Origin of the sequence: Sporotomaculum syntrophicum, assembly GCF_009932395.1 — a bacterium.
Lineage (GTDB): Bacteria > Bacillota > Desulfotomaculia > Desulfotomaculales > Desulfallaceae > Sporotomaculum > Sporotomaculum syntrophicum.
Genome location: NZ_LSRS01000001.1, coordinates 79,905 through 103,026, shown reverse-complemented (window position 1 = coordinate 103,026; position 23,122 = coordinate 79,905). Strand labels below are relative to the sequence as shown.

The following is a 23,122-nucleotide window of genomic DNA, read 5'->3' as shown; positions in this document are numbered from 1 at the left end:
AGTGATTTAATTGAGACGCACCACTATAGTATGTACTATCGGACCGGCAAGTGAAACAATAGAAATACTGGAAAAATTGATACTGTCCGGCATGAACGTGGCCAGGATGAACTTTTCCCACGGTACCCATGAGGACCACGCCCGCAGGCTGGCCGCCGTACGCCAGGCTGCCGCCAACGTGGGCAAAAATATAGCCGTCATGCTGGATACCAAGGGTCCGGAAATCCGGCTGGGTTACCTGGAAAAGGATTTTGTGCGTCTTAACACAGGAGATACTGTTTACTTGACCACGGAAAACATTAAGGGTAATGAGCAGATCCTGCCGGTTAGCTACCGGGGCCTGCCCAAGGATGTTAAGCCGGGCGACCTGGTGTTAATATCCGACGGGTTAATCGCCCTGCGGGTGAACAGCATAGCCGGGGAAAGAATTGAATGTACCGTGGAAAACGGCGGTGAACTGACCAGCCAAAAGGGAGTCAATGTACCCGGTGTTTATGTGAAACTGCCGGCCATCACCGAAAGGGATGAGCAGGATATCATTTTTGGTATAGAGCATGACTTTGATTTTGTTGCCGCCTCCTTTGTGCGACGGGCCAACGATGTGCTCACAATTCGTAAAATAATTGAAGATAACGGCGGGCACATGGATATTATCGCCAAGATTGAAAACCAGGAAGCCGTTAATAACCTGGATGAAATCATCGAGGTATCCGATGCTATTATGGTAGCCAGAGGCGATCTGGGTGTGGAGATACCCCCGGAAGAAGTGCCGCTGATCCAAAAAACCATCATCAAGAAATGCAGGCAGGCGGGCAAGCCGGTGATTACCGCCACCCAAATGCTGGAATCAATGATTCTGAACCCGCGTCCCACCAGGGCGGAAGCCAGCGATGTAGCCAACGCTATATTCGACGGCACCGATGCGGTGATGCTTTCGGGCGAAACGGCAGCGGGCAAATACCCGGTGGAAGCGGTGGAAACCATGGCCCGCATTGCGATCCGGGCTGAATCATCCATAAAATATGATGATCTGATGAAAAACTATCGCCGGTTGCATTGTAAAACCGTTACCGACGCCATCAGTCATGCCACCGTCGCCACGGCACAGGACCTGGGGGCGGCAGCTATTATCACTTCTACGGAAACAGGCTATACCGCCCAAATGGTCAGCAAATACAGGCCCCAGGCCCCGATTATTGCCGTGACTACCCAGAGAACGGTGCTGCGTAAAATGGCGCTGGTTTGGGGCGTTGAGCCGCTGCTGGTGGGGTGCTCGGAGGATACGGACAGCATGATCGACGCTGCTGTGGATGCTTCGCTGGCCGCCGGGCTGATCAAGGCCGGGGATTTAATCGTCATCACCGCCGGTGTGCCGGTTGGTGTTCACGGCACCACCAACCTGCTTAAAGTGCACACCGTTGGCGATATTGTGGCCTCGGGTACCGGTATCATTAAACGGTCTGTCACCGGCAAGGCTTGTGTGGCCAATACCGCCCGGGAAGCTCTGGATAAAATGGAAGAGGGCAGTGTACTGGTGACTTATGCTACCGACCGTGATTTTATCCCGGCTATTGAAAAGGCCGGCGCACTGATTACCGAAGCCGGCGGGTTAACATCCCACGCTGCCATTGTGGGCTTGGAGTTTGGTATTCCGGTAATTGTGGGTGTGGAGGATGCCGCCAGGGTAATTCCCGACGGGGAAATAATCACCGTGGACGGCCGGCGGGGGTTGGTATATAAAGGTGCAGCCAAGGTATTATAGTCTTAATATTTTTGTAACTTTTAGGAAAGAACCGCCTTGCAGCAGGATATGCTAATGCTGGGAGGCGATTTTTACATGCAAGCTTTTCTGGCGAATTATATCGACACGCTGGGGATGGGCGGGCTATTTGGCGGCCTGATCATTGAGGCGCTTGGTTTTCCCTTTCCCGGTGGGGTTATGATAATGTTTTTGGGCTTTTTGATTAACCAGGGACGGTTAAATTTTTATACGGTTTTTTTACTGGCGGTAGTGGGCTTTAATATCGGAGCTGCGGCTGCGTTTTTTGCGGGTCGTTACATGGGGGATTCCGTAGTGCATCGCTACGGTAAATACCTGCGTATTAACACCGCCAAGTGGGAGAAAGCCCGCAGCTGGATAAAGCAATCGGCGGCAATGTTCATTATCATCGGCAGGTTTGTGCCCATGGTCAGCAACCTGACCCCCTATATGGCCGGTGCCAGCGGGCTAAAACTGTCCAGGTTTTTATTATATAATGTGATCTTTACAGTGATCTGGGTTTCCTTTAATATTTCAATAGGTATGTTATTCGGCCAGCAGTGGCCTGTCATCGCGGGTTATCTTGAGGACCAGGTGCCCCTGGGGGCGCTGGTTTTATTGTTGGTTTATGTGGCCATTAAAGTGCTTATAAAACGTTTCCATACCCAAAGGAGTGAAAAGATATGAGCAGCAGTATTATTTGCCTGGGCGACAGCATTACCTACGGCTATCCGGTTGGACCGGAGTTCTCCTGGGTAGAACACCTGCAGCAGCGCACCAGTATAAACCTGATTAATTCCGGCGTTAACGGGTCCACTTCCAGGGACATGCTGCGCCGTTACCGGCGCTACACCGCAGCAGAAATTTCGCATGTACATATCCTGGGAGGCGGCAACGACGCCCTGCAGCAGTTAACCTGGGACGAGACCCAGCGTAATATTAAAGACCTGGTGGAGTTGATAAAGCAGCGGGGTGCCATACCCATACTTGGCCTGCTCACCCCCCTTTGTTACGACCCGGCCGGTGGCGGCGAGTTTGTGCCCGCCTCTGCTATGTCCTTCCTGACCAAGTGGAAGGCACGCTACAGAGATTGGCTGCGCGATTATGCCGAAACGGAATCCGTTTGGCTAATTGATTATTTTACACCGTTTTGTATTCCCGGGACCGGCGAGGGTGACGGGCAGTACTATTATGACGAATCCCACCTTAACGATAAAGGCCACGAGCTATTAGCGGAGGTGGCGGAGAAGACCTGGCTAAAATTGCTGGCCTAATGGGCGCATTTACATAGGTGCCAGCTTAACCGCACCGGCGGCAGCCAGATTATCATTTTTTATAGCCAATGCACCGGTAACTGTTTTGATGCTCATAGCAAACTCTACCGCTGCCTGCAAATCGTCCTCGCCTTGCACCCGGTTGGCCGCAGCCGTGGCCACAGCGTCGGCCAGCAGTGCCGAGGGGGCCAGGATTACCGCCGCGTCGGCGCAGCCAAAGCTGAGGGAATGGCCCACCGTGCCCGACGAAGTGCATATGCCCAGCGGCGTGCGGTGCGGCTCGATTTCTATGGCCAGCCGGTTGGTAAAGGGGGAGGGGCCGGCAAAAATACCTATCTTGCGCGTTTGGCTGGAGCGCAGATAAATATCACCGCCGTTCTCCACGATTACCTCACGGCAGCGCCTGGCCAGGTAACTGCCCACGTTCTGTGCAAAAGCGCCCGCCACCGCAGACATGGGCCCGGTACCGGCAGCAGCTGCGGCCCCGGCCATGGCCCTGGCGATCTCAGGCGCGTCGGGGCCAGGCTCAAATGGTTCCAGAGTGTGCAAGAAAACCGGGTTAGCCGCAATATATTGCTCCAGCTGCCTGCGCAGCGTAATGATTTCCTTTTTAACGCCTTCCACCAGACCGGTCGTCAGCTTGTCACGGGGTATGCCTATATCCAGGTCGGTTTCCTTGACGGCGATTTGGAAAAATACCAGGTCCTGCTGCCGGTGCAGCAGCCGGTAGGAACGCTCTACGTATTCCCTCAAAAACGAACCTCCATTGCTTTCATGGGACATGCTTTTACACACAGGCGGCAGACCACGCAGCGGTCGCTGTTAAACTTCACCAACATGTCCGGCCTTTCGATATACAGGGCACCGGTCGGGCAGATAGCCGTACAGGCGCCGCAGCTCACGCATTTTTCCTCATTTTGAATAATCTCTTCCGTCAGCGGCTGGACAGCTACACCCAGCCGCCGCAGATATTCAATGCCCGGCCCGAAGTTGTCCCCGGTAAGCTCTACCACCAGGGTACCCTCTTTTTGCGGGTTGATATCGGCCTGTAATATATTAATAACCAAATCATAGTCTTTTACCAGCCTGTAGATAATCGGCTGGTCCGTTATATCGGCAGTAAAATACAGCACTACTTTTTTTGAGGACATTTTTACACGCTCCTTTTCGCGCTCGTTAACCCTTCAGGGAATTAGCCTTGATTCCCGCCTCCGTATTGGGCAGCAGCTGGACCGGTTCACCCAGCAGGAAATCGCCTTTTTGAATCCACTGCTTCAGGGTGCCGGCTATTTCCTTGGCCCGCGAGTAACTGGACATCGGCGCGGAAGGCACTTCCTTGCCGTTGACCTTTATTTTACCGCTTTTCAGCTCGGCATAGCTGACATAGCCCAGGTTGGACGGGATAAAATTAGGGTACTGCTCGCCGTAATCCACGATCGGAGCGTACAATTCATCATCACCGGCAGCCGCGTAGCGGCAGACCTCCTCATTCAGCATGGGTATGGGTATACCCAGCCCCACCGTTAACGTGGCACCGTAGCCCAGCATACTGGTGCCGGCCAGCCAGCGCGGGCTCATTTGTTTCAAGTCGCCCAGTACGGCCAGGGTGCCCCCGGCATGACCAAAGCCGGTGCCGCTTTCATCCATATTTATGCCCGGAAAGTGCTGGGTGCCGTTCCAAACCACGTAGCCAATGCCCCCGCCCAGGAAAATGCGCGTGCCCACCCCGATGGTTTTAAAATTGGGGTCCTTCAGCAGCGGGCTGAGCTGTCCTGAAGTTGAGTAGTGCGCGTTGCCCAGGTTGCCTTTGAGCATTCCCATGTAAGTGTAGATGGTACGGTTGGTGAGGTTGACGGCACAGTTATAATTCTGGTAAGCATTGCGCGGGTTAAAAAGAATCGCTTCATTGATATCGTTAATGGTGATTTCAGTTTCAATCTCCTTGCGGGGATAACAGTCCGTGCCATAAGCCGTGGCTTTAAGCCGCACCGTCTTGCCGGCTACCAGATCCTGAATGACATGCCCGCCGCCATACCGGAATTCGCCCGGGTAGATACTGTTTAGGGGGTCGTCTTCGGGTACCTCGGTAGCGCCGATAAAGGCATCAACGGCTGCAATGCCTGTATAGGCAGGCACATCGTTGAGCCATACTTTATGCATTTTCATCCTTGGCTTAGTATGACCCAGACTCAAAAAAGCGCCGGAAGAGCACATGGGGCCGAACGTTCCTGTCGTCACCACATCCACTTCGGATGTGACGCGGGTTATTCCCTTTTCCTTAACCATAGAGACCAGTTCCTCAGCAGTGACCACTACCGCCCGGCCTTTTTTAATTCGTTCGTTAATCTCCTGGTAAGTTTTCTCTACTGCCATTTGCGCAACACACCTCCACTTTTTTGTGCTCTGCTCCGACAAACAAAATGTAAACCTCTTCCACGCACAGAAGAGGTTTGCAAAATATCTGCACCTCTTATCTGCCAGAAGTTCAACTTCTGCTGGAATTAGCACCATACTTTAGGTAAAATAAAGCTGGTTGCCGGGTTTCACAGGGCCAGTCCCTCCACCACTCCGGATAAGAGCACTACTATTAAATTAATACTTCACTAGTTTATCAACTAGAGTGTTTGCTTGTCAATAATCAGGCTGATTATTTTGCAGGAGCAATCGGCCGGAGTATGCGGTAATAATTGAGGTGTGAAATCGTGCATAATAGAAAGGCAAAACCTTTTCTAAAATGGGCCGGTGGTAAAAGTCAATTACTGGCGCAAATAAACAAATACGCGCCGCAGGAGCTCAGGGAAGGAAAAATTAAAACCTATATTGAGCCATTTGCCGGGGCCGGCGCGGTTTTCTTTGCACTAAATGAATTATACAGTTTTGATAAAATTATTCTTAACGACTATAACGAGGATTTAATACTGACATACAAAACTATACGGGATGAGGTTGATGAATTAATCGGTTATCTTGCTCAACTGGAAAAAACCTTTTTGGGTAAAGGGAAAAATGACAGAAAAATGATGTATTACAATATCCGCAAGGAGTTCAATGAAGATAAAAAATTTGAAGATAAAAACGTTATTAAGCATGCGGCCAATTTTATTTTCTTAAATAAAACTTGTTATAACGGGTTGTACCGGCTTAATTCAAAAGGTGAGTTCAATGTACCCATTGGTGCTTATAAAAAGCCCACCATATGTGACGAACAAAATTTAAGAAAGGTTAGTGCGGAGCTCCGGAAAGTAATCCTTGTCCATGGTGATTTTGAAGAGTTAACGCAGTATGTTGATAATTGTACATTTGTTTATATGGACCCGCCGTATAGACCCTTAAGCGGAACAGCTTGTTTTAATAATTATCAAAAAGCTTCATTTAATGATGCCGGCCAGAAACGTTTAGCGCGCTGGTTTTACAAATTAAACGCTGAGCATAAAGCACTGCTCATGCTTAGTAATTCCGACCCCAAAAACTCGGATCCAAACGATGATTTTTTTGATGAATTATATAAGGGCTTTAATATTATACGGGTAAGCGCTGCCAGAGCAATTAATGCAAAGGGATATGGCAGAGGAGCAGTAAATGAATTGTTAATTACCAATTACCGGCCGAACCCTCCGGCAGTTGCATTAGAAGAACCCCGACCAGTATAATATGGCATAGATACCACTGGCGAAAACGATTAGCTTCCTAAACTTTGTATGAAAGGATGGTATTATGGAGTTAATTTATACCGGCAAGACTAAAAATGTTTATCGTCTGGAAGACGGTAATTATCTGCTTAAGTTTAAGGATGACGTCACCGGTGAAGACGGGGTTTTTGACCCCGGTTCCAATGTGGTCGGGTTGACTATTGAGGGGGCCGGTAAAGCCGAACTTCGCCTGACCAAATATTTTTTTGAAATATTAAAGGAGCAGGGTATTCCCACCCATTACGTGGAAGCTGATATTGATAATGTCACTATGACAGTCAAACCGGCTACCTTGTTTGGCAAGGGACTGGAGATTATTTGCCGCTATCGTGCGGTGGGAAGTTTTTTCCGCCGTTACGGTGATTATTGTGAAGAAGGTCAGCCACTGGATGCTTTTGTGGAAGTAACTTTAAAAGATGACGCCCGCGAAGACCCGCCAATTACTGAAGACGCCCTGGACATGCTGGGCATTCTGACTCATGAGGAATATGCGGTGTTAAAAGAACTGACCCGTAAAATTGCTTTGATAATTAAAACGGAACTGGCTAAGAAGGACATTGAGTTATATGATATCAAATTTGAGTTCGGACGGGTGGGCCCGGACAGACAAATTACGTTGATTGACGAAATTTCCGGGGGCAATATGAGGGCTTTCAAAGACGGCCGGCATATCCAGCCTTTGGAACTGGAAAAATTAATTTTGGATTAATGATTATAATAACAATACCAATGACGGTGGAGTGATTGTCTTCACCGTCATTGGTATTGCCGGTCATTCAAGCTTCGGCGGAAAATTGTTCCGACAAGCGATCAATGGCTCTTTTTTCTATTCTACTTACATATGAACGGGATATGCCCAATTTTTTAGCGATTTCCCTTTGCGTCTTCCGGCCTCTGCCGCGCAGGCCAAAACGCAATACCAACACATTCATCTCCTGGGGGGGGAGATTTTTCAGCTTTTTCCACAGCTGTTCTTTATCCAGAATCCGCGAAACCATTTCAGAGACAGCTTCAGCATCGGTACTGAGTACATCCATAAAGTGAATTTCATTGCCTTCCTTATCGGTGCCGATTGGTTCATAAAGCGACATTTCCGAGCGCTTTTTTTTCTTGGAACGCATATACATTAGTATCTCGTTCTCAATGCACCTGGATGCATAGGTGGCCAGTCGCGAAGATTTGTCTGCGTTAAATGTATTCACTGCTTTAATTAAGCCGATAGTACCGATTGAAATCAAATCGTCGAAATCGTCGCCGCTGTTTTCAAACTTTTTGATGATGTGGGCTACTAATCTAAGATTGCGCTCAATTAACACTTCTTTTGCCTTTTCATCACCCTGCGCCAATTTCTCCAGGTAAAGCTTCTCTTCCTCTTCTGTTAATGGTTTGGGGAAACTATTTTGTGCTACATATGAGATCAGCAGAATAATCCCTTGGACTATTGACGCCACTGCCAGGGTCCAGAAACCGGGCAACACACATACCCCCTTTTTGTGCAATAGTTATATATCTTATGTTTAACGGAAGCATACTGTGCCTGTACGAATAAAAAAAACACAAGGGGACGGTTCTTTTGTGTCAATGAGATGATGACACAAAATGACGATACAAAATGATGCGAGATGATGACACAAAAGAACCGTCCCCTTGTGTCATTACTGGAATTAGAATGATTAATACGTTATAATAAACTAGGTGATTTATTATGGATATTAATTTTATACAACAAAAGGCTACTCCTATTTTAAAACTATACGGAGTTGTAAAAGCTTCAATTTTTGGTTCATATGCTAGGGGAGAACAAAACGCGAACATTGATATTGATATTTTGATTCAATACTCCCCAAAGGTAAAGAAATCCCTTTTAACCCGCATTAAATTAAGGGACGAGCTAAAAGAAGTCCTTCAAAAAAATGTAGATGTGGTAACTGAAAAAGCTTTATCTTCCTATTTAAGAGATAAAGTAATAAAAGAAAAGAGGGATATCTTTTAATGAAGGACGATAAGGTTTATCTTAACCATATATTGGAAAGCATAAAATTCATTGAGCAATACATTCAAGATATCACTTTTGAAGATTTCACTCTTTCAAATCAGACTCAGGACGCTGTAATTAGAAGGATTGAAATTATTGGGGAGGCTACAAAAAAAATCTCTAATTCAACTAGAGATGCTTATCCGAATATACCCTGGAAGCTTATCGCTGGTATGAGAGATATGTTAATTCAAAAAAAACACAAGGGGACGGTTCTTTTGTGTCAATGAGATGATGACACAAAATGACGACACAAAATGATGCGAGATGATGACACAAATATAGACACAAGATGATGACACAAAAGAACCGTCCCCTTGTGCTGGTAGAATATGATAAAGGGGGATGTGATAAATGCCCAGGAAGCCAAGAGTGAAGAGTGAAACAGGAATCTACCATGTTATAGTACGGGGAATCGGCCAGCAGGATATATTTCATGAAGAAGATGATTTTCAGAAATACCTGGAAACCGTAAAGAAATTGTCATTGGAAAGCAAAGTAAGCATACTCGGGTACTGTTTGATGACGAATCATGTTCATTTGTTGTTAAGAGAAGACAATGGAGATATATCGGTATTTATGAAACGCTTAGGTATAAGTTATGCATACTGGTACAACCGGAAATACGAAAGAATCGGCCACGTATTTCAAGATCGATTTAAGAGTGAATGCATAGAGGACGACGCATACCTTCTGACAGTAATTCGCTATATCCACCGGAATCCAATCAAGGCCTCCATTACCGGCAAGCCGGAAGAATATAAATGGAGCAGCTGCGCCGCTTATTATGGTGCAGATAGAAATATTCCTAAATTTCCTGATACTACGTTGCTCTTAGGAATTTTACACAATGAAAAGGGAAAAGCAATTGAAGAACTTCGAAAATTTACGGAAGAGGGTAACGAAGACCGCTGCCTGGATTACGATACAACCAAACGAGTCAGTGAAAGCGCAGCATATGAAATCATCAGGAAAACAATGAATGGGGAGCCGGTAACGTCTTTACATATAATGGACCAGGATGCACGAAATATCATATTGAGTCGTTTAAGAAACGAAGGATTAAGCCTGCGGCAAATATGCAGGATAACCGGTTTGCCGTTCCACATTGTTCGCAAGGCTTAGGTGGAAGGGGACACAAGGGGACGGTTCTTTTGTGTCAATGAGATGAGGACACAAAATTGATGACACAAAATGATAAGAGATGATGACACAAATACAGACACAAAACGATGACACAAAAGAACCGTCCCCTTGTGTCCCTTGTGTCCCAAAGGATGTGAGAGCGAGTGAAAAAACTTATACTTGCCGAAAAACCATCGGTAGCCCGCGACCTGGCCGCAGTGCTCGGCAGCTTCCAGAAAAAAGACGGCTACCTGGAAAATAACGAATACATAGTCACCTGGGCCATCGGTCACCTGGCAGGCCTGGCCGAACCGGAGGATTATGACGCTCAGCTAAAAAAATGGACCCTGCATGCGCTGCCGATAATGCCGGTTAATTTTAAACTAAAAACCAACCCGAGGACAATTAAGCAGTTTAAAATCGTTAAGCAACTGGTTAACAGACCTGACATTGGACAGCTTATCTGCGCCACCGACGCCGGGCGGGAAGGTGAACTTATCTTTCGCTATATTTACCGCCTTGCCGGTTGCAAAAAACCTTTTCTGCGACTCTGGCTATCGGAAACCACTCCGGCAGCGGTTCGGCAGGGCTTTGCGAAACTCAAGCCCGGTGAGCAGTTTAATAACCTGGCAGCGGCTGCAGAAGCCCGCAGCCAGGCCGACTGGCTGATTGGAATTAACGCTACCCGCTCATTTACGGTAAAACATAACACATTATTATCCATTGGCCGGGTACAAACCCCCACCCTGGCGCTCATTGTCAACCGGGAGCGCGAAATAAAGAACTTTGTACCCGAGCCTTACTGGGAACTATATGCCGAGTTTACTAAAAACAACGGACAAGCATACACCGGCAGGTGGTTTAACGGCGAACAAAACCGGTTCCATGCCCTCCAGGCTGCTCGGGAGATGCAGGCCAGGGTTAATAACCAACCGGCCCGTGTGCTGGAGGTGGAGGAGAAAGACGTTGCGGAGACCCCGCCACTTTTATTTAACCTCAACGACCTGCAAAAGGAAGCCAATAAAAAATACGGCCTGTCGGCGGCCAGGACACTGGAACTTGCCCAGTCCCTGTACGAGACCAGGAAATTATTAACTTACCCCCGCACGGACAGCCGCCACCTAACCAGGGAACTGGCTAAAACCATTCCCGGCCGCCTGTCCGCATTGGCCGGCGTTGCCGAATATGAGCCATATACCGTCACCGCCAGGGCGGCCAACACCCCGGGCAAGCGTTACGTGGATGACGGTAAAGTAAGCGACCATACTGCCCTTATACCTACGGATATCAAGCCAGTTTTGTCCAAACTGCCACCGGACGAACGTAAAATATATGACCTGGTAGCGCGACGGTTCCTGGCTATTTTCTTTTCGGCCGCCAGGTACAAGCAAACCAAAGTGATAACCGAAGCCGCCGGTGAAACCTTCCTTACTACCGGCAGAGTGGAACTGGACAAGGGCTGGAAAACGGTTTACGAAAGCGTGAAAAATAATACCGATGAAAGTGAAGATACCGGTGTAATACCTGAATTGAGCAGGGGGGAACAAGTCCAAACGGCCAAAACGGAAATCAAGGAAAAAGAAACCAAGCCCCCCAAACGCTATACAGAAGCCGCCCTGCTGGCGGTTATGGAAGGGGCCGGTCGCCTTCTGGAAGACCGGGAACTAAAAGCGGCCATGAAGGAGCACGGCCTGGGTACCCCGGCTACCAGGGCGGCTATCATAGAGCGCCTGATCAAGGTGGGTTACATCGAACGACAAAAGAAAATATTAGTACCCACCCTAAAGGGTGAAACACTGATCGACCTGGTACCGGAAATAATCAAGAACCCTGAATTTACCGGCCAATGGGAAAAAACACTGGCCGGTATAGAAGCCGGAACGACCGACCCCGGGGACTTTATGAGGGGCATTAAACAGTTAACTGCCGAGATAGTTGAACTAGCCCGCAGCCAGGCGGTCGGTAATCAGGTCCAAACAGGCCGAGAAACATTGGGTAACTGTCCTCTTTGTGGCAGGGCAGTAATAGAGGGCAAAAAAGGCTACGGCTGCAGCGGTTACAAAGAAGGCTGTAAATTTGTTATCTGGAAGGAAATCGCCGGTAAAAGTATCACCCAAAGCCGGGCTAAAACACTGCTGAAAAAAGGTAAAACCGGCATCATAAAGGGCTTTACCTCTAAAGCCGGCAAAAAGTTTGAGGCTGCATTACAAATTAATAACGGCAAAGTTGAATTCTTGTTTACCAAGTGAAAAAACAAGAGTAAACACAGGGGGACGGTTCCNNGAACCGTCCCCCTGTGTTTTAACCGTATTCCTCACCACTCATATCCATATCGGCCAATATACCTTTGGTTCTGGCTACGATGCCTTTGTCAATAAACCTGTTTCTTTGCCTGGTCTTTATAACCATTCTTCCGCCTTCCTCAAGCTGGACTGAAAGAATAACATCCCAAACCTAAGGTATAATGTTATAGTATAATATGGTAATATGTAATTATCATTACCCATGCGGATGAGCCTTTATACCGGGCTTTTTTGTGTATAATGTTTTTGAGGTGGTAAATATGCTAACACCTGAGCAGCTGGCCGGCTACCGCGCCGGGTGGCTTAAGCGAAAAAAGAAAAAAGAACAGGAACTACAAGCCCGCTACCAAAAAGCCATCACCCTGGCGTACAAGGCTGCGGAACATTTAAAACAAAATTATCAATGCCGGGTGTTTTTATTTGGTTCCTTGCTGGAAAAAGAAAAGTTCATGGAACACTCCGATATAGACTTAGCCATAGCAAACCTGAACAACGAAATAAACTTCTGGCGGGTATACGCGGAAGTGATGAATATATTGCACCCATTTGATTTTGACCTAATCGAGCTGGAAAGAATCGACCCGGAAGTGCGTGATTATATTCTGCAAAAGGGGTTGGAACTATGACGCCAAATTTAATTTTGCTGGAAGCACGCGTTGGGAGCTTACGCATCAATACTGCACGACTTTTACTCCAGAATAGAAAAAATTTTTACAAGTATAGCCCGTGAGATTGATCAGGTGGTACCAAAATCAGAAGGGTGGCACCGTGAACTATTGGAGCAAATGGTTTTGAATATTCCATCCAAAAGACCTGCCGTAATTAATAGCCACCTGGCAGAACAGCTTCAGCAATATCTGGGTTTCAGGCATCGTTTTCGCAATCTTTACGGTTATGAACTTGAATGGGCAAGAATGGAAACTTTAGTGGATGAATTAGTTCCAACGTTCAAGGAGTTTAAAGATAGTTTGGAGAGCTTTCTTGACCTATTGCCTGAGATGCAGGGATAAAGATACGAGGTAAATTATGCTGCGCCAGCAAGTTAAAAATTACCTGATCGAACTGAAAATGATAGGCAGCTCAGCACATACATTAAGCAATTACGGCTTTCACCTTGACAAATTTGTGTCTTATATCGAAAGCCGGTCACTGGACTTTACCACCCTAGAACCAGCCATAACTTCAAGTGGTGGGCCCGCAAATGCCGCCTGGCAACCGGGGTTAACTTCCACTCCCACTGGAGACGCCACACCACCGGTACGAAGCTATTGCAAAAAGGGGTATCCATAGATAAAGTACAGGACGTACTGGGGCACGCCGACATCTCCACCACCCGGCGCTACGCTAAAACGGCCCCGGAAGCCATCTATGAACTGGCGGCTCAAGTGGATGAAGTCAAAGAACAGCGGGCATTGTATAGGTTTTGGCTGCGGTAATTTGGTAAGTTGGAAAGTATAAAGTTTGAAAGCCTTTTTACTTTCCAACATTCCAACTCTTATAAGCTGGTGAAATACATTGAACAATGAATATGAAATACTCAGCCACTTAGAAAAAAACAAAGACATGTCCCAGCGCCAAATTGCCAGCAGGACCCTGCGCTACATTTTAACCCCTGGGGGCATGACCGAAAAAACCCGGCTGGCTTACCAATACCTTAAAGCATCATACGGGCAGATCATCAAAATAAGCCGGGCGGTGGACGAAGTTGTGGCTGCACACCAGGCCGCCCGTGCGGAACAGTTTAACAGCAAGTATAATGTTGTTAATATACTGGAAATATTATAGGTGCTTTTAGTTAATTCTTTTCACCCTTAGCTAATATTATAACGGAATAACTTACCTATATTGACAAAATTATTAGTATAAATTAAAATGTTCAATGGTTGAGCAATTGGAATTATTTGTGATTTGAGTGCTGTGCAAAAATACGAACAGACGAAGTTTCCTATTTTAATGAAAAGGGCGTGTTTTGCAGTGGCTAAGCCTGAACTTATTATGAACGAAATAATGAGAGAAATTAAGAGCGTGCCGGCTAATAGGCTGGGCGAGATATTAGAGTTTGTTAAAGTTCTATCCAGGGCCCCAGTGGAGTTATCTCTGGAAGAGTTGGAAGAACTGAAAAAAGCAAGACAGGAAATAGCTGAAGGGAAATTTATAACCCTAGAGGACTTGGAACGTGAGCTATAATGTCGTTATTGCTAATTCCGTCCAAAAAGTTATTAAAAAGATGGACAAGCCCACCCGGGAGCGTATTATTAAACGTATCAAGGAACTTCAAAAATCTCCCTGGGCGGGTGATGTCAAGCCCTTAAAAGGTTTGCCCGGAGAATTGCGAACCAGGGTTGGTGATTGGCGTATTATTTATTCTATAGACAGTGATCAGTTAATTATAATAATTTTAAAAGTGTCTTCTCGTGGTGACGCTTATAAATAATATACTAACTGCCGGGTGTTATGCCAGAACAGCACCGGAAGCCATACTTGAACTGGCTGCAAAGGCAGATAAGCAACTAAGAATCTGGTATAATATAGGCATCCGAGTAGTGCGGAAAGAGGTGCGAAGCATCCTCCGGTGCATTAGTGAATATAGATTAAACACATCGAAGCGTTTTGGCTATAGCCTATATAGGAAAAAAATGGAATCCAAATTAAGAGAATTGGTTAAAGACTATTTAGTTGATTTAAAAGCAATGTCGTCAATCTAAGCAACCATAAAACACCACACTAATCATAGAAAATATTTTAGAGAAACGTTCAAAAGCCCTTGACATTTTCAAAACCGCCCAAAATCGAAGTGAAGAGCTTACGCATCAATACTGCACGACTTTTACTCTGGAATAAAGATAATAGGCACTTCAGTTACTGGAGTGCCTATCATTATCTCCATACATAGGTGATAAGCAAAATATATTCCTTGTACGTTTGAGGCTGTTATCTGGTATATTATAAGCAGGAGTTAGAATATCTTGGGCAATGAGGTAAATTATGCTGCGCCAGCAAGTTAAAAATTACCTAATCGAACTAAAAATGATAGGCAGCTCAGCACATACATTAAGCAATTACGGCTTTCACCTGGATAAATTTGTGTCTTATATCGAAAGAGAGACACTGGACTTTACCACCCTGACCTTAAAACAGGTTAAGCTATTTCGCAATCACCTGGTCGAACAGGGTTTAAAACCCGCCACTATTAACGCTGTGCTGGCGGCACTAAAAAGCTTCTACGACTTTCTGGTGGACGAGCGAGTGGTGCGGGGCAACCCTATTATTACCCGCCGCCTGCGAGTCAAGGATGGCCAATCGCTACCCCACTTCATGACACCTGAAGAACTCGAAAAATTTTACCAATGGCTAAACACCATACCCCCGCACATGGCCCTTGGCTATCGTACCATGCTGGCCACCGGTATGCGGGTGAGCGAAGTCTCCTCCGTCACCCCCAATGATATCATCGTACTGGACAACGGTGGCTATGTCTTCCGAGTGCGCCATGGCAAAGGAGACAAAGAGCCAGCCATAACTTCAAATGGTGGGCCCGCAAATGCCGCCTGGCAACCGGGGTTAACTTCCACTCCCACCGGTGCCGCCATACCACCGGTACGCAGCTATTGCAAAAAGGGGTATCCATAGACAAAGTGCAGGACGTACTGGGGCACGCCGACATCTCCACCACCCGGCGCTACGCCAAAACCGCCCCGGAAGCCATCTATGAACTGGCGGCCCAGGTTGATGAAGTCAAAGAACAGCGGGCATTGTACAGGTTTTGGCTACGGTAGTTTGGTATAAAGCCCGCTACCAAAAAGCCATCACCTTGGCGTACAAGGCTGCGGAACATTTAAAACAAAATTATCAGTGCCAAGTGTTCTTATTTGGTTCCTTGCTGGAAAAAGAAAAGTTCATGGAACACTCCGATATAGACATAGCCATAGCAAACCTGGACAGCGAAATAAACTTCTGGCGGGTATACGCTGAGGTGATGAATATATTGCATCCATTTGATTTTGACCTAATCGAGCTGGAAAGAATCGATCCTGAAGTGCGGGAGTATATTCTTCAAAAGGGGTTGGAACTATGACGCCAAACTTAATTTTGCTGGAAGCACGCATAAGGAAAGAGTTGCATCAATTAAAATCATTTAGAGGAATGGCTGCTTTATCAATTGGTGCTAAGAATGGATTATAAAGTTAGCAACCTACATAGGAATAAAAAATGGAATCCAAATTAAGAGAATTAGTTAAGGACTATTTACTAGATTTAAAAATGCAAAATAACGCAAAATCCACGATTTTAAATCACTCACATTTCTTGAGCAAATTTATCCACTTTATTGAAGCCAATAATCTGGATTTTACCAAAGTTACCCCTCAACAGATCAGGTTATTTAGGAACAATAATATAGAAGAGGGCCTTAAGCCCAAAACTGTCAATAATACCGTTTCAGCTGTTAAACGCTTTTATGACTTTGTAATTGAGGAAGGCGAAATAACGGGTAATCCTGTGAATACCCGAAGATTACGAGTTAAAGAAGGACAAACTCTACCAAGATATATGACAGCTAAGGAGCTTGAGATATTCAACAGATGGTTAACTACAATTCCAGAACTGGTGGCTTTAGGATTTCATACTATGCTCGCTACCGGCCTGCGTTTGAGTGAAATGACTGCCTTAACCTGCGGAGACCTAATTAGGCTTGATACTAGTGGATATATACTGAGGGTAAAGCATGGCAAAGGAAATAAAGAACGGTATGTTCCGGTTATGGATGCTGATGTAGCCAGGAAATTGGTAAAGTTAAGACAAGACCGGCTGTTGAATGACCTGCTTATAGGTATAAATGCCAGGGAATATGGTCACTGGGCGAGGGAATGCAAAAAACAAACAGGTCTTGATTTTCAACCGCACCGCTGCCGGCATACTGTAGCTACCCAGTTGTTGCAAAAAGGAGTTGCCATAGATAAGGTTCAAGAAGTTTTGGGGCACGAAAATATATCGACCACCAGGCGTTATGCCAGAACAGCACCGGAAGCCATACTTGAACTGGCTGCAAAGGCTGATCGGGTCGAGGAAACTCAAGCTATCTATAATTTACTAATTGATGAAATTTTTTCGGAGGAATGAGCAGGAAAATTAACTAATTTGTTGAAATAAATAGAACTGAATAGGTTGTGTTCCCAAACGTTATGATCTCTAGCAATTGAATAATGTAAATTTTATGGTGAATGGTGTGTCTTTTTGCTAAATTCTAGCAAACGTTATGTGTAGTGGGGGTTGTTTATGCGGAGGATAAATAATTAGAAATGCACGCCAATTTGGGATTGAAGGCAAATTGGGGTGCCTTTTTTAGTTTAGATTAAATTTTAGAAAAAAATTGAGGTTAGTATGCGAATGGGGTAAAAAAGTATATCTGGAAAGTGTATAATCAAGGTTTTAGTTTTATAGAGCTTATGGTTACTATAGCTGTTATAGCAATTATTGTTTCAATAGTAGTTCCTTTATATGTTGATTATGTGGAAAGAGCTACTCGACAAGTTTGTAATGTCAATTGTATGCAGTTGGAAAGAATGTATCATGTTTATTTGCTCATGGAAAACAAAGAACACACGGTTTTTATATTTAATGATTTTTCACAAGAACATAAGGGAAATATATGTCCCGCTAATGGTGAAATCAAATATGAACATGGCGTTGTTAGATGCCTTTTGCATTCTAAAGATGAAGTTAATGGAAATGAAGCTGATGAAGGTGATGGAAGCGTGCCTTATCTGTAAAGCTAGTACTTTGTAGGAATACAAAGTACTTCGCTGTTATACGAGAATGAATTTATCACTTATATAAAGTATGTAATAGTTGATTGTATACTATATATTGCGTAGAGTGGTTGGTTTTGAATAGTGATAGTTAGCCGTGAGTATGGTCTATGGATACCGACCACAATATGTAGCATAAAACCGAAGGAAAATAAAAATTTTATGCAAGATGTAGTAAAACAATAAATTAATCGATGTGATTATGTGTAAGGGATAAGCAAAACACAAGATGTAGCAGAAGGCAAAAACGGGTTATGCAAGATATTGCATAATTTGACAAAATATGACAAAAAAATTAAGCCGTGAGTATGGTCTATGGATACCGACCACAATATGTAGCATAAAACTGAAAGAAAATAAAAATTTTATGCAAGATGTAGTAAAACAATAAATTAATCGACGTGATTATGCGTAAGGGATAAGCAAAACACAAGATGTAGCAGAAGGCAAAAACGGGATATGCAAGATATTGCATAATTTGACAAAATATGACAAAAAAATTTAGCCGTGAGTATGGTCTATGGATAAATACTAGATGTTGCATAAACCGGTCGAAAATATGCATTGCAACTACTATATGTAGATTACGACAGTAAAAATGGTAAATTTTTTATTTTAGGTGGCTAGTAGTTAGTTGGATTAAGTTCGTTGAAAACTCCAATTAAGTACTAACCAACTAAAAACTATAGATTAGTAAAATAAATGCATCAGGATAAAGTTGAATGCATTTAACCAAATGTGGGGGTCTTAAAGAATGGATTTAGGAATCAGAGATAAGAATGTACTCATTGTGGGTGCGAGTAAAGGCATCGGGAAAAGTATCGCTCTTGGTTTTGCTCAAGAGGGTGCGAGAGTAACCACCATCGCCCGCAGCGAGAATTTATTAGATGAATTAGACAAAGAAATGAAACAGAAGTTTGCTACAGACCATGCATACTATGTTGCAGATATTATGGAGAGTGACGCTAATCAATTAGCTCGTAGATTAATTGAAGAACGTGACGTTTTTGATATTGTAGTTCATAACGTTGGAGGCTCTTTGGTAAGCAGAAATGCATTAGGAACTATAGAAGAGTGGCAGCATGCTTGGAAGTTTAATGCTGGCGTTGCAATAGACATGAATAATATATTAATACCGCCAATGATAGACAAGGGATGGGGGCGTATAATACATATTTCATCTATATCTGCAGTTATGCTTCGAGGGAATCCATTGTACGCATCAGCAAAAGCTTTTTTAAATGCTTATGTTACAACAGTCGGTCGTACTATTGCATCATCTGGAGTTGTTATGTCAGCAGTAATGCCAGGAGCTGTAGCTTTTCCCGGTAGCTATTGGGACCAGTATACGGTTACAGATCCTGCGCGTTGTGAAGACTTTTTAAGACATCATCAAGCAGCAAATAGATTCGGCACAACGAAAGAAATCGCCGATGTAGTACTTTTTATGGCTAGCGAACAAGCTTCATTTATGCAGGCAGCCCTTGTGCCGGTAGATGGAGCAAATATGTAGTTGTTGAGGTAGAAAATGATAAAGCGATTATTCGATATAGTATGTAGTTTAATAGGTCTTATTATTTTATCTCCATTATTTTTAATTTTAGCGATTATTATTGTTGCTACTTCTCCCGGAGGCGTCTTTTTTAGAGGCGTACGAGTAGGGCAATTTGGCAAACCCTTTAGAATATTTAAGTTTCGTTCCATGGTTAAAGATGCTGAAGGAAAAGGTAAATGGAATGTAGGAGATAACGATGATCGCATCACACTGATTGGCCATTTTTTAAGAAACACCAAAATTGATGAATTGCCACAGCTTATTAATGTATTGATTGGAGATATGTCATTAGTAGGCCCAAGGCCTGAACTGCAAGTGTATGTCGATATGTATACCGAAAAAGAAAAGCCTATCTTGAATTTGAAACCAGGAATCACAGATTGGGCATCAATAACTAATTTTGATCAATTTGAGGTATTTACTAAAGCAAAGGATCCAGATGAAGCTTATTTGGAATACATTCGTCCACTAAAACTCCAGCTTCAATTGTACTACAGAGAACATAATTCCTTCCTCAATGATATAAAGATAATATTTTGGACTATTTATAAAGTTATTTCGCGAACAGAAAAATTACCTGCTGATATAGCTCATATTGTTGAGGCTTATAAGATAAGACAAGCTGAGAATAAACATTCAGAGGCTGGCAGAGAGGTTGCGGCGGGTAGAGAAGTAAAGCATACATATGGAGGTTTTTCAAATTGACAAGTGAACAACTTGCATGGAAGATAAGACGCCATGGAATTGAAATGACTCATTTATCACAAGGGTCTCATATTGGAGCAGTTTTATCAGTAGCAGATATTATTGCAGTACTTTATAACGACATTGCAAATGTGGATCCAGCGGACCCTAAAATGCCGGATAGAGACAGAATTATACTTAGTAAGGGCCATGCTGGTGCGGCTATATATGCTGCTCTTGCAGAAAAAGGCTTTTTTAAGGTAGAAGAATTGAAAACACATTATGCCGATGGTAGCAGATTATCAGGTCATGTTTCACATAAGGGTATTCCCGGTGTGGAATTTTCTACCGGTTCCCTTGGGCATGGGTTATCTGTAGGGGCTGGTATGGCTTATGGGGCTAAAAAGGATAACAAGCAACATAAGGTGTTTGTTATTTGTGGTGATGGTGAATGTGATGAAGGAGCTGTATGGGAAGCAGCATTAGTTGCTAATCATTATAAACTTAATAACCTGGTTGCAGTTATTGACCACAATAAAATGCAAAGCCTTGATTTTTGTGAAAATACAATAACACTTTCACCATTTGCAGATAAATGGAGGGCTTTTGGGTGGAATGTAATAGATATTGATGGACATGATCATGATGCTTTGAGAGATGCATTCATCAAAGCAAAAGAATCAATAGATAAGCCTACTGTAATTATCGCAAACACAACAAAAGGCAAAGGAATATCCTTTATGGAGAACGATATACTTTGGCATTACCGATTCCCACATGAAGGTGAGGAGTATAATTCAGCGGTTGCAGAATTAAGAGCACAGATGCCAGAGGGTATAACTGATATGTACGGAGCAGAAGAATCTTTTAAAGAGGTTGCCGCAACAAAGGAAGTAGAGGAACAAAAACTATGAGGGATACGTTTGTAAGAACATTAATTGATATAGCAAAAGATGATAAAAATGTACACCTTATAACTGGAGATCTAGGCTTTGGTGTTTTAAAGCCTTTTTGGGAGCAATTACCTGACCAGTTTACAAATGCAGGAATAGCAGAGCAGAATATGACTAGCTTTGCAGCTGGATTGGCTCTTCAAGGGAAAGCTGTATTTACCTATTCCATAGGAAATTTCCCTACCTTACGATGCCTGGAGCAGATCCGAAATGATTGTGCTTATCATAATGCTAATGTGAAAATAGTATGCGTTGGCGGGGGATTTGTATACGGTTCACTTGGCATGAGCCATCATGCAACTGAAGATTTAGCTATTATGAGAGCTTTACCTGATGTTACTGTTTTGGCACCAGGAGATTTAGTGGAAGCGGAATGTGCTACAAGAGCTATTTATCAGCACCAAGGTACCTGTTATTTAAGACTTGGTAGAGGTGGGGAAAAGAGAATACATGAAAAGATTGATGACTTTCAAATAGGGAAAGCAATCAAGATAAAAAATGGAGAGAAAGTCGTAATATTTTCAACTGGTGCCATATTTGATGAAGTAGTAGATGCTATTCAATCAATGGAGGAACATAGTATTAATCCTGCTTTATACACATTTCCAATAGTTAAGCCTATTGATAGAGCAGCGATAGAAGAATGTGCTGAGCAGTATGAATTAATTGTTACAGTCGAGGAGCATAACATAATCGGTGGATTTGGAAGTGCTGTTTCAGAAGTTTTGGCAGAATTGCCTGGACCAAGGGCAAGAATATTAAAGATTGGGTTGGATGATAGATATTCTAGTATCGTAGGGTCTCAGAAGTACTTAAGAGATGTATATGGGATGAGCGCCGAGAAAATTGTTAAAAGAATTCAGGGGATATTTTGTGAGTAGGATATTAATTTTGGCCAATGAAAACAGTACAATTTATAACTTCCGGCGTGAACTTTTACATAGACTAGTAGCTGAAAAATATGAAGTGGTTATCTCACTTCCTCAACACGAAAGAAACATAGAACTCGAAAAAATAGGATGCAGAATTGAAGAAATAGAATTGAGTAGATCGGGCATAAATCCACTAAAAGAATTGGCTCTACTATATTCATATAAAAAGCAAATTAAGAGAATTAATCCGGATGTTGTTCTTACTTATACTGCTAAGCCAAATATATATGGAAGTCTAGCCTGTCAAAAGCTGCACATCCCTTATATAAATAATGTTACCGGTTTAGGTAGTATGTTTCAGAGTGAAAATATCATTAAAAAAATATTGCTTGTGCTTCAGAAAAAAGCTTATGAAAAATCGTCTTGTGTATTCTTTCAAAATGAAGTAAACCAAAAATATTTTATAGAGAAAAACATTGTGGGTAAAAATAATCGCTTATTGCCTGGCTCAGGAGTAAATCTAGATTTGCATAAATTCGAAGAATATCCTAAAGATGATGGAAAAATAAGATTCATACTTGTATCCAGAGTCCGCAAAGACAAAGGTTTTGATGAGATGTTTGAAGCAATCAGGAAATTATCTGTGCAATACAAAAATATCGAATTTCATATTGTTGGATGGGTTGAGGACGAAAATTATAAAAAGAAAATTGAAGATATGGTAAAAAGCTATTCGGTTATTTATCACGGTTCTCAAACCCAGGAACAGGTTCATGAATTGATCAAGGAGAGTCATTGCCTAATTCATCCTTCTTATCATGAAGGTATGGCCAATGTATTACTTGAGGCTGCTTCAACTGGCCGTCCGGTACTAGCTTCGAATATTCCCGGTTGCAGAGAAACCTTTGATGAAGGGGTAACGGGTTATGGTTTTGAGGTTAGGAATACATCGGCTCTAGTTAATACAATGGAAAAATTCATCAAATTGCTATATGAAAACAAAAAACAAATGGGAATAGCGGGACGAGCTAAGGTAGAACGTGAATTTGACCGTCAAATAGTAATT

Annotated in this window: 29 protein-coding genes and 1 riboswitch; of the genes, 25 read left to right on the top strand and 4 right to left on the bottom strand. The window is 43.8% G+C overall.

Going from position 1 to position 23,122, the window contains the following annotated elements; genetic code table 11:
* Positions 1 to 10 precede the first annotated feature (10 nt).
* From pyk to SPSYN_RS00580, 3 genes are all read left to right on the top strand, one after another.
* Entirely contained in the window at positions 11 to 1,762 is a 1,752-nt protein-coding gene (gene pyk, locus SPSYN_RS00590; RefSeq protein ID WP_161820566.1) for a pyruvate kinase, read from the top strand.
* Between the two features lie 75 nt (positions 1,763 to 1,837).
* Complete coding sequence (locus tag SPSYN_RS00585; protein ID WP_161820565.1) at positions 1,838 to 2,446, top strand: DedA family protein; 609 nt, start codon at positions 1,838 to 1,840, stop codon at positions 2,444 to 2,446.
* The gene (locus tag SPSYN_RS00580; protein ID WP_161820564.1) at positions 2,443 to 3,033 is read left to right on the top strand and encodes a GDSL-type esterase/lipase family protein; all 591 of its coding nucleotides are present in this window, start codon (positions 2,443 to 2,445) and stop codon (positions 3,031 to 3,033) included. Before SPSYN_RS00585 ends, SPSYN_RS00580 begins: the two co-directional genes overlap by 4 nt.
* Before the next feature lie 9 nt (positions 3,034 to 3,042).
* Here the strand turns inward: SPSYN_RS00580 and SPSYN_RS00575 are convergent, their stop codons facing one another.
* Genes SPSYN_RS00575 through SPSYN_RS00565 form a run of 3 tightly spaced genes read right to left on the bottom strand, consistent with a single transcriptional unit; the run spans position 3,043 to position 5,406 of the window.
* The gene (locus SPSYN_RS00575; RefSeq protein ID WP_243152860.1) at positions 3,043 to 3,786 is read right to left on the bottom strand and encodes a UPF0280 family protein; all 744 of its coding nucleotides are present in this window, start codon (positions 3,784 to 3,786) and stop codon (positions 3,043 to 3,045) included.
* Positions 3,783 to 4,184, bottom strand: a complete 402-nt coding sequence (locus SPSYN_RS00570) for an NIL domain-containing protein (RefSeq protein WP_161820562.1) — start codon at positions 4,182 to 4,184, stop codon at positions 3,783 to 3,785. Before SPSYN_RS00570 ends, SPSYN_RS00575 begins: the two co-directional genes overlap by 4 nt.
* Positions 4,185 to 4,209: 25 nt before the next feature.
* Complete coding sequence (locus tag SPSYN_RS00565) at positions 4,210 to 5,406, bottom strand: homocysteine biosynthesis protein (protein ID WP_161820561.1); 1,197 nt, start codon at positions 5,404 to 5,406, stop codon at positions 4,210 to 4,212.
* A gap of 94 nt (positions 5,407 to 5,500) precedes the next feature.
* A riboswitch (SAM riboswitch) is annotated at positions 5,501 to 5,612 on the bottom strand.
* Between the two features lie 123 nt (positions 5,613 to 5,735).
* Between SPSYN_RS00565 and SPSYN_RS00560 the strand changes: the two genes are divergently transcribed.
* Positions 5,736 to 6,683, top strand: a complete 948-nt coding sequence (locus SPSYN_RS00560) for a DNA adenine methylase (RefSeq protein ID WP_161820560.1) — start codon at positions 5,736 to 5,738, stop codon at positions 6,681 to 6,683.
* 64 nt (positions 6,684 to 6,747) lie between these two features.
* Positions 6,748 to 7,431 carry a phosphoribosylaminoimidazolesuccinocarboxamide synthase gene (locus SPSYN_RS00555; protein WP_161820559.1) on the top strand — a complete coding sequence of 228 codons (684 nt, stop codon included), beginning with the start codon at positions 6,748 to 6,750 and terminating at the stop codon, positions 7,429 to 7,431.
* 67 nt (positions 7,432 to 7,498) lie between these two features.
* Here SPSYN_RS00555 and sigK read toward each other — a convergent pair whose 3' ends face one another.
* Complete coding sequence (gene sigK, locus SPSYN_RS00550) at positions 7,499 to 8,200, bottom strand: RNA polymerase sporulation sigma factor SigK (protein WP_423828262.1); 702 nt, start codon at positions 8,198 to 8,200, stop codon at positions 7,499 to 7,501.
* 227 nt (positions 8,201 to 8,427) lie between these two features.
* Between sigK and SPSYN_RS00545 the strand changes: the two genes are divergently transcribed.
* The 20 genes from SPSYN_RS00545 to SPSYN_RS00450 all read left to right on the top strand — a co-directional run.
* The gene (locus tag SPSYN_RS00545) at positions 8,428 to 8,715 is read left to right on the top strand and encodes a nucleotidyltransferase family protein (RefSeq protein ID WP_161820557.1); all 288 of its coding nucleotides are present in this window, start codon (positions 8,428 to 8,430) and stop codon (positions 8,713 to 8,715) included.
* On the top strand, positions 8,715 to 8,987 hold the full coding sequence (locus SPSYN_RS00540; RefSeq protein WP_161820556.1) for a HepT-like ribonuclease domain-containing protein: 273 nt from the start codon (positions 8,715 to 8,717) through the stop codon (positions 8,985 to 8,987). The genes SPSYN_RS00545 and SPSYN_RS00540 overlap by 1 nt, the downstream gene beginning before the upstream one ends.
* A 124-nt stretch (positions 8,988 to 9,111) precedes the next feature.
* The gene (locus SPSYN_RS00535; RefSeq protein WP_161820555.1) at positions 9,112 to 9,882 is read left to right on the top strand and encodes a transposase; all 771 of its coding nucleotides are present in this window, start codon (positions 9,112 to 9,114) and stop codon (positions 9,880 to 9,882) included.
* Between the two features lie 164 nt (positions 9,883 to 10,046).
* Positions 10,047 to 12,131, top strand: coding sequence for a DNA topoisomerase III (locus tag SPSYN_RS00530; RefSeq protein WP_161820554.1), 2,085 nt, complete (start codon positions 10,047 to 10,049; stop codon positions 12,129 to 12,131).
* Positions 12,132 to 12,445: 314 nt separating this feature from the next.
* Positions 12,446 to 12,811, top strand: a complete 366-nt coding sequence (locus SPSYN_RS00525; RefSeq protein WP_161820553.1) for a nucleotidyltransferase family protein — start codon at positions 12,446 to 12,448, stop codon at positions 12,809 to 12,811.
* Positions 12,812 to 12,841: 30 nt separating this feature from the next.
* Positions 12,842 to 13,195, top strand: a complete 354-nt coding sequence (locus SPSYN_RS00520; protein WP_161820552.1) for a ribonuclease toxin HepT-like protein — start codon at positions 12,842 to 12,844, stop codon at positions 13,193 to 13,195.
* 111 nt (positions 13,196 to 13,306) lie between these two features.
* Positions 13,307 to 13,621, top strand: coding sequence for a tyrosine-type recombinase/integrase (locus tag SPSYN_RS00515; protein WP_161820915.1), 315 nt, complete (start codon positions 13,307 to 13,309; stop codon positions 13,619 to 13,621).
* A gap of 79 nt (positions 13,622 to 13,700) precedes the next feature.
* Positions 13,701 to 13,970 (top strand): hypothetical protein, encoded by a 270-nt coding sequence (locus SPSYN_RS00510; RefSeq protein WP_161820551.1) that lies wholly within the window; start codon positions 13,701 to 13,703, stop codon positions 13,968 to 13,970.
* A 189-nt stretch (positions 13,971 to 14,159) separates the two neighbouring features.
* Positions 14,160 to 14,372 (top strand): hypothetical protein, encoded by a 213-nt coding sequence (locus SPSYN_RS00505; RefSeq protein WP_161820550.1) that lies wholly within the window; start codon positions 14,160 to 14,162, stop codon positions 14,370 to 14,372.
* Positions 14,362 to 14,619, top strand: coding sequence for a type II toxin-antitoxin system RelE family toxin (locus SPSYN_RS00500; protein ID WP_161820549.1), 258 nt, complete (start codon positions 14,362 to 14,364; stop codon positions 14,617 to 14,619). The genes SPSYN_RS00505 and SPSYN_RS00500 overlap by 11 nt, the downstream gene beginning before the upstream one ends.
* A 551-nt stretch (positions 14,620 to 15,170) precedes the next feature.
* The gene (locus SPSYN_RS00495; protein WP_161820548.1) at positions 15,171 to 15,815 is read left to right on the top strand and encodes a tyrosine-type recombinase/integrase; all 645 of its coding nucleotides are present in this window, start codon (positions 15,171 to 15,173) and stop codon (positions 15,813 to 15,815) included.
* A complete protein-coding gene (locus SPSYN_RS16305; protein WP_341478844.1) occupies positions 15,734 to 15,961 on the top strand; it encodes a tyrosine-type recombinase/integrase in 228 nt (75 codons plus the stop codon). The genes SPSYN_RS00495 and SPSYN_RS16305 overlap by 82 nt, the downstream gene beginning before the upstream one ends.
* Positions 15,949 to 16,260: a nucleotidyltransferase family protein gene (locus SPSYN_RS00485; protein WP_161820547.1), complete on the top strand. Its 312-nt coding sequence runs from the start codon at positions 15,949 to 15,951 to the stop codon at positions 16,258 to 16,260. The genes SPSYN_RS16305 and SPSYN_RS00485 overlap by 13 nt, the downstream gene beginning before the upstream one ends.
* Before the next feature lie 134 nt (positions 16,261 to 16,394).
* Entirely contained in the window at positions 16,395 to 17,303 is a 909-nt protein-coding gene (locus SPSYN_RS00480) for a tyrosine-type recombinase/integrase (protein ID WP_161820546.1), read from the top strand.
* Positions 17,304 to 17,596: 293 nt separating this feature from the next.
* A complete protein-coding gene (locus SPSYN_RS00475; protein WP_202623694.1) occupies positions 17,597 to 17,953 on the top strand; it encodes a prepilin-type N-terminal cleavage/methylation domain-containing protein in 357 nt (118 codons plus the stop codon).
* A 793-nt stretch (positions 17,954 to 18,746) separates the two neighbouring features.
* Complete coding sequence (locus tag SPSYN_RS00470; protein WP_161820545.1) at positions 18,747 to 19,505, top strand: SDR family NAD(P)-dependent oxidoreductase; 759 nt, start codon at positions 18,747 to 18,749, stop codon at positions 19,503 to 19,505.
* 15 nt (positions 19,506 to 19,520) lie between these two features.
* Positions 19,521 to 20,252, top strand: coding sequence for a sugar transferase (locus SPSYN_RS00465; protein ID WP_161820544.1), 732 nt, complete (start codon positions 19,521 to 19,523; stop codon positions 20,250 to 20,252).
* Positions 20,249 to 21,145 (top strand): transketolase, encoded by an 897-nt coding sequence (locus SPSYN_RS00460; protein ID WP_161820543.1) that lies wholly within the window; start codon positions 20,249 to 20,251, stop codon positions 21,143 to 21,145. Before SPSYN_RS00465 ends, SPSYN_RS00460 begins: the two co-directional genes overlap by 4 nt.
* Complete coding sequence (locus SPSYN_RS00455; protein WP_161820542.1) at positions 21,142 to 22,065, top strand: transketolase family protein; 924 nt, start codon at positions 21,142 to 21,144, stop codon at positions 22,063 to 22,065. Before SPSYN_RS00460 ends, SPSYN_RS00455 begins: the two co-directional genes overlap by 4 nt.
* Positions 22,058 to 23,122 (top strand): glycosyltransferase family 4 protein (locus SPSYN_RS00450; protein WP_161820541.1); only part of this gene is annotated, 1,065 nt, incomplete at its 3' end. The genes SPSYN_RS00455 and SPSYN_RS00450, both read left to right, overlap by 8 nt.

Bases quoted from the DNA above. Each gene is read 5' to 3' on its own strand.
- SPSYN_RS00585 (WP_161820565.1), top strand. From the start codon at position 1,838: ATGCAAGCTTTTCTGGCGAATTATATCGACACGCTGGGGATGGGCGGG.
- SPSYN_RS00580 (WP_161820564.1), top strand. From the start codon at position 2,443: ATGAGCAGCAGTATTATTTGCCTGGGCGACAGCATTACCTACGGCTAT.
- SPSYN_RS00570 (WP_161820562.1), bottom strand. From the start codon at position 4,184: ATGTCCTCAAAAAAAGTAGTGCTGTATTTTACTGCCGATATAACGGAC.
- SPSYN_RS00565 (WP_161820561.1), bottom strand. From the start codon at position 5,406: ATGGCAGTAGAGAAAACTTACCAGGAGATTAACGAACGAATTAAAAAA.
- SPSYN_RS00555 (WP_161820559.1), top strand. From the start codon at position 6,748: ATGGAGTTAATTTATACCGGCAAGACTAAAAATGTTTATCGTCTGGAA.
- SPSYN_RS00545 (WP_161820557.1), top strand. From the start codon at position 8,428: ATGGATATTAATTTTATACAACAAAAGGCTACTCCTATTTTAAAACTA.
- SPSYN_RS00540 (WP_161820556.1), top strand. From the start codon at position 8,715: ATGAAGGACGATAAGGTTTATCTTAACCATATATTGGAAAGCATAAAA.
- SPSYN_RS00535 (WP_161820555.1), top strand. From the start codon at position 9,112: ATGCCCAGGAAGCCAAGAGTGAAGAGTGAAACAGGAATCTACCATGTT.
- SPSYN_RS00525 (WP_161820553.1), top strand. From the start codon at position 12,446: ATGCTAACACCTGAGCAGCTGGCCGGCTACCGCGCCGGGTGGCTTAAG.
- SPSYN_RS00495 (WP_161820548.1), top strand. From the start codon at position 15,171: ATGCTGCGCCAGCAAGTTAAAAATTACCTAATCGAACTAAAAATGATA.
- SPSYN_RS00480 (WP_161820546.1), top strand. From the start codon at position 16,395: ATGGAATCCAAATTAAGAGAATTAGTTAAGGACTATTTACTAGATTTA.
- SPSYN_RS00470 (WP_161820545.1), top strand. From the start codon at position 18,747: ATGGATTTAGGAATCAGAGATAAGAATGTACTCATTGTGGGTGCGAGT.
- SPSYN_RS00465 (WP_161820544.1), top strand. From the start codon at position 19,521: ATGATAAAGCGATTATTCGATATAGTATGTAGTTTAATAGGTCTTATT.
- SPSYN_RS00455 (WP_161820542.1), top strand. From the start codon at position 21,142: ATGAGGGATACGTTTGTAAGAACATTAATTGATATAGCAAAAGATGAT.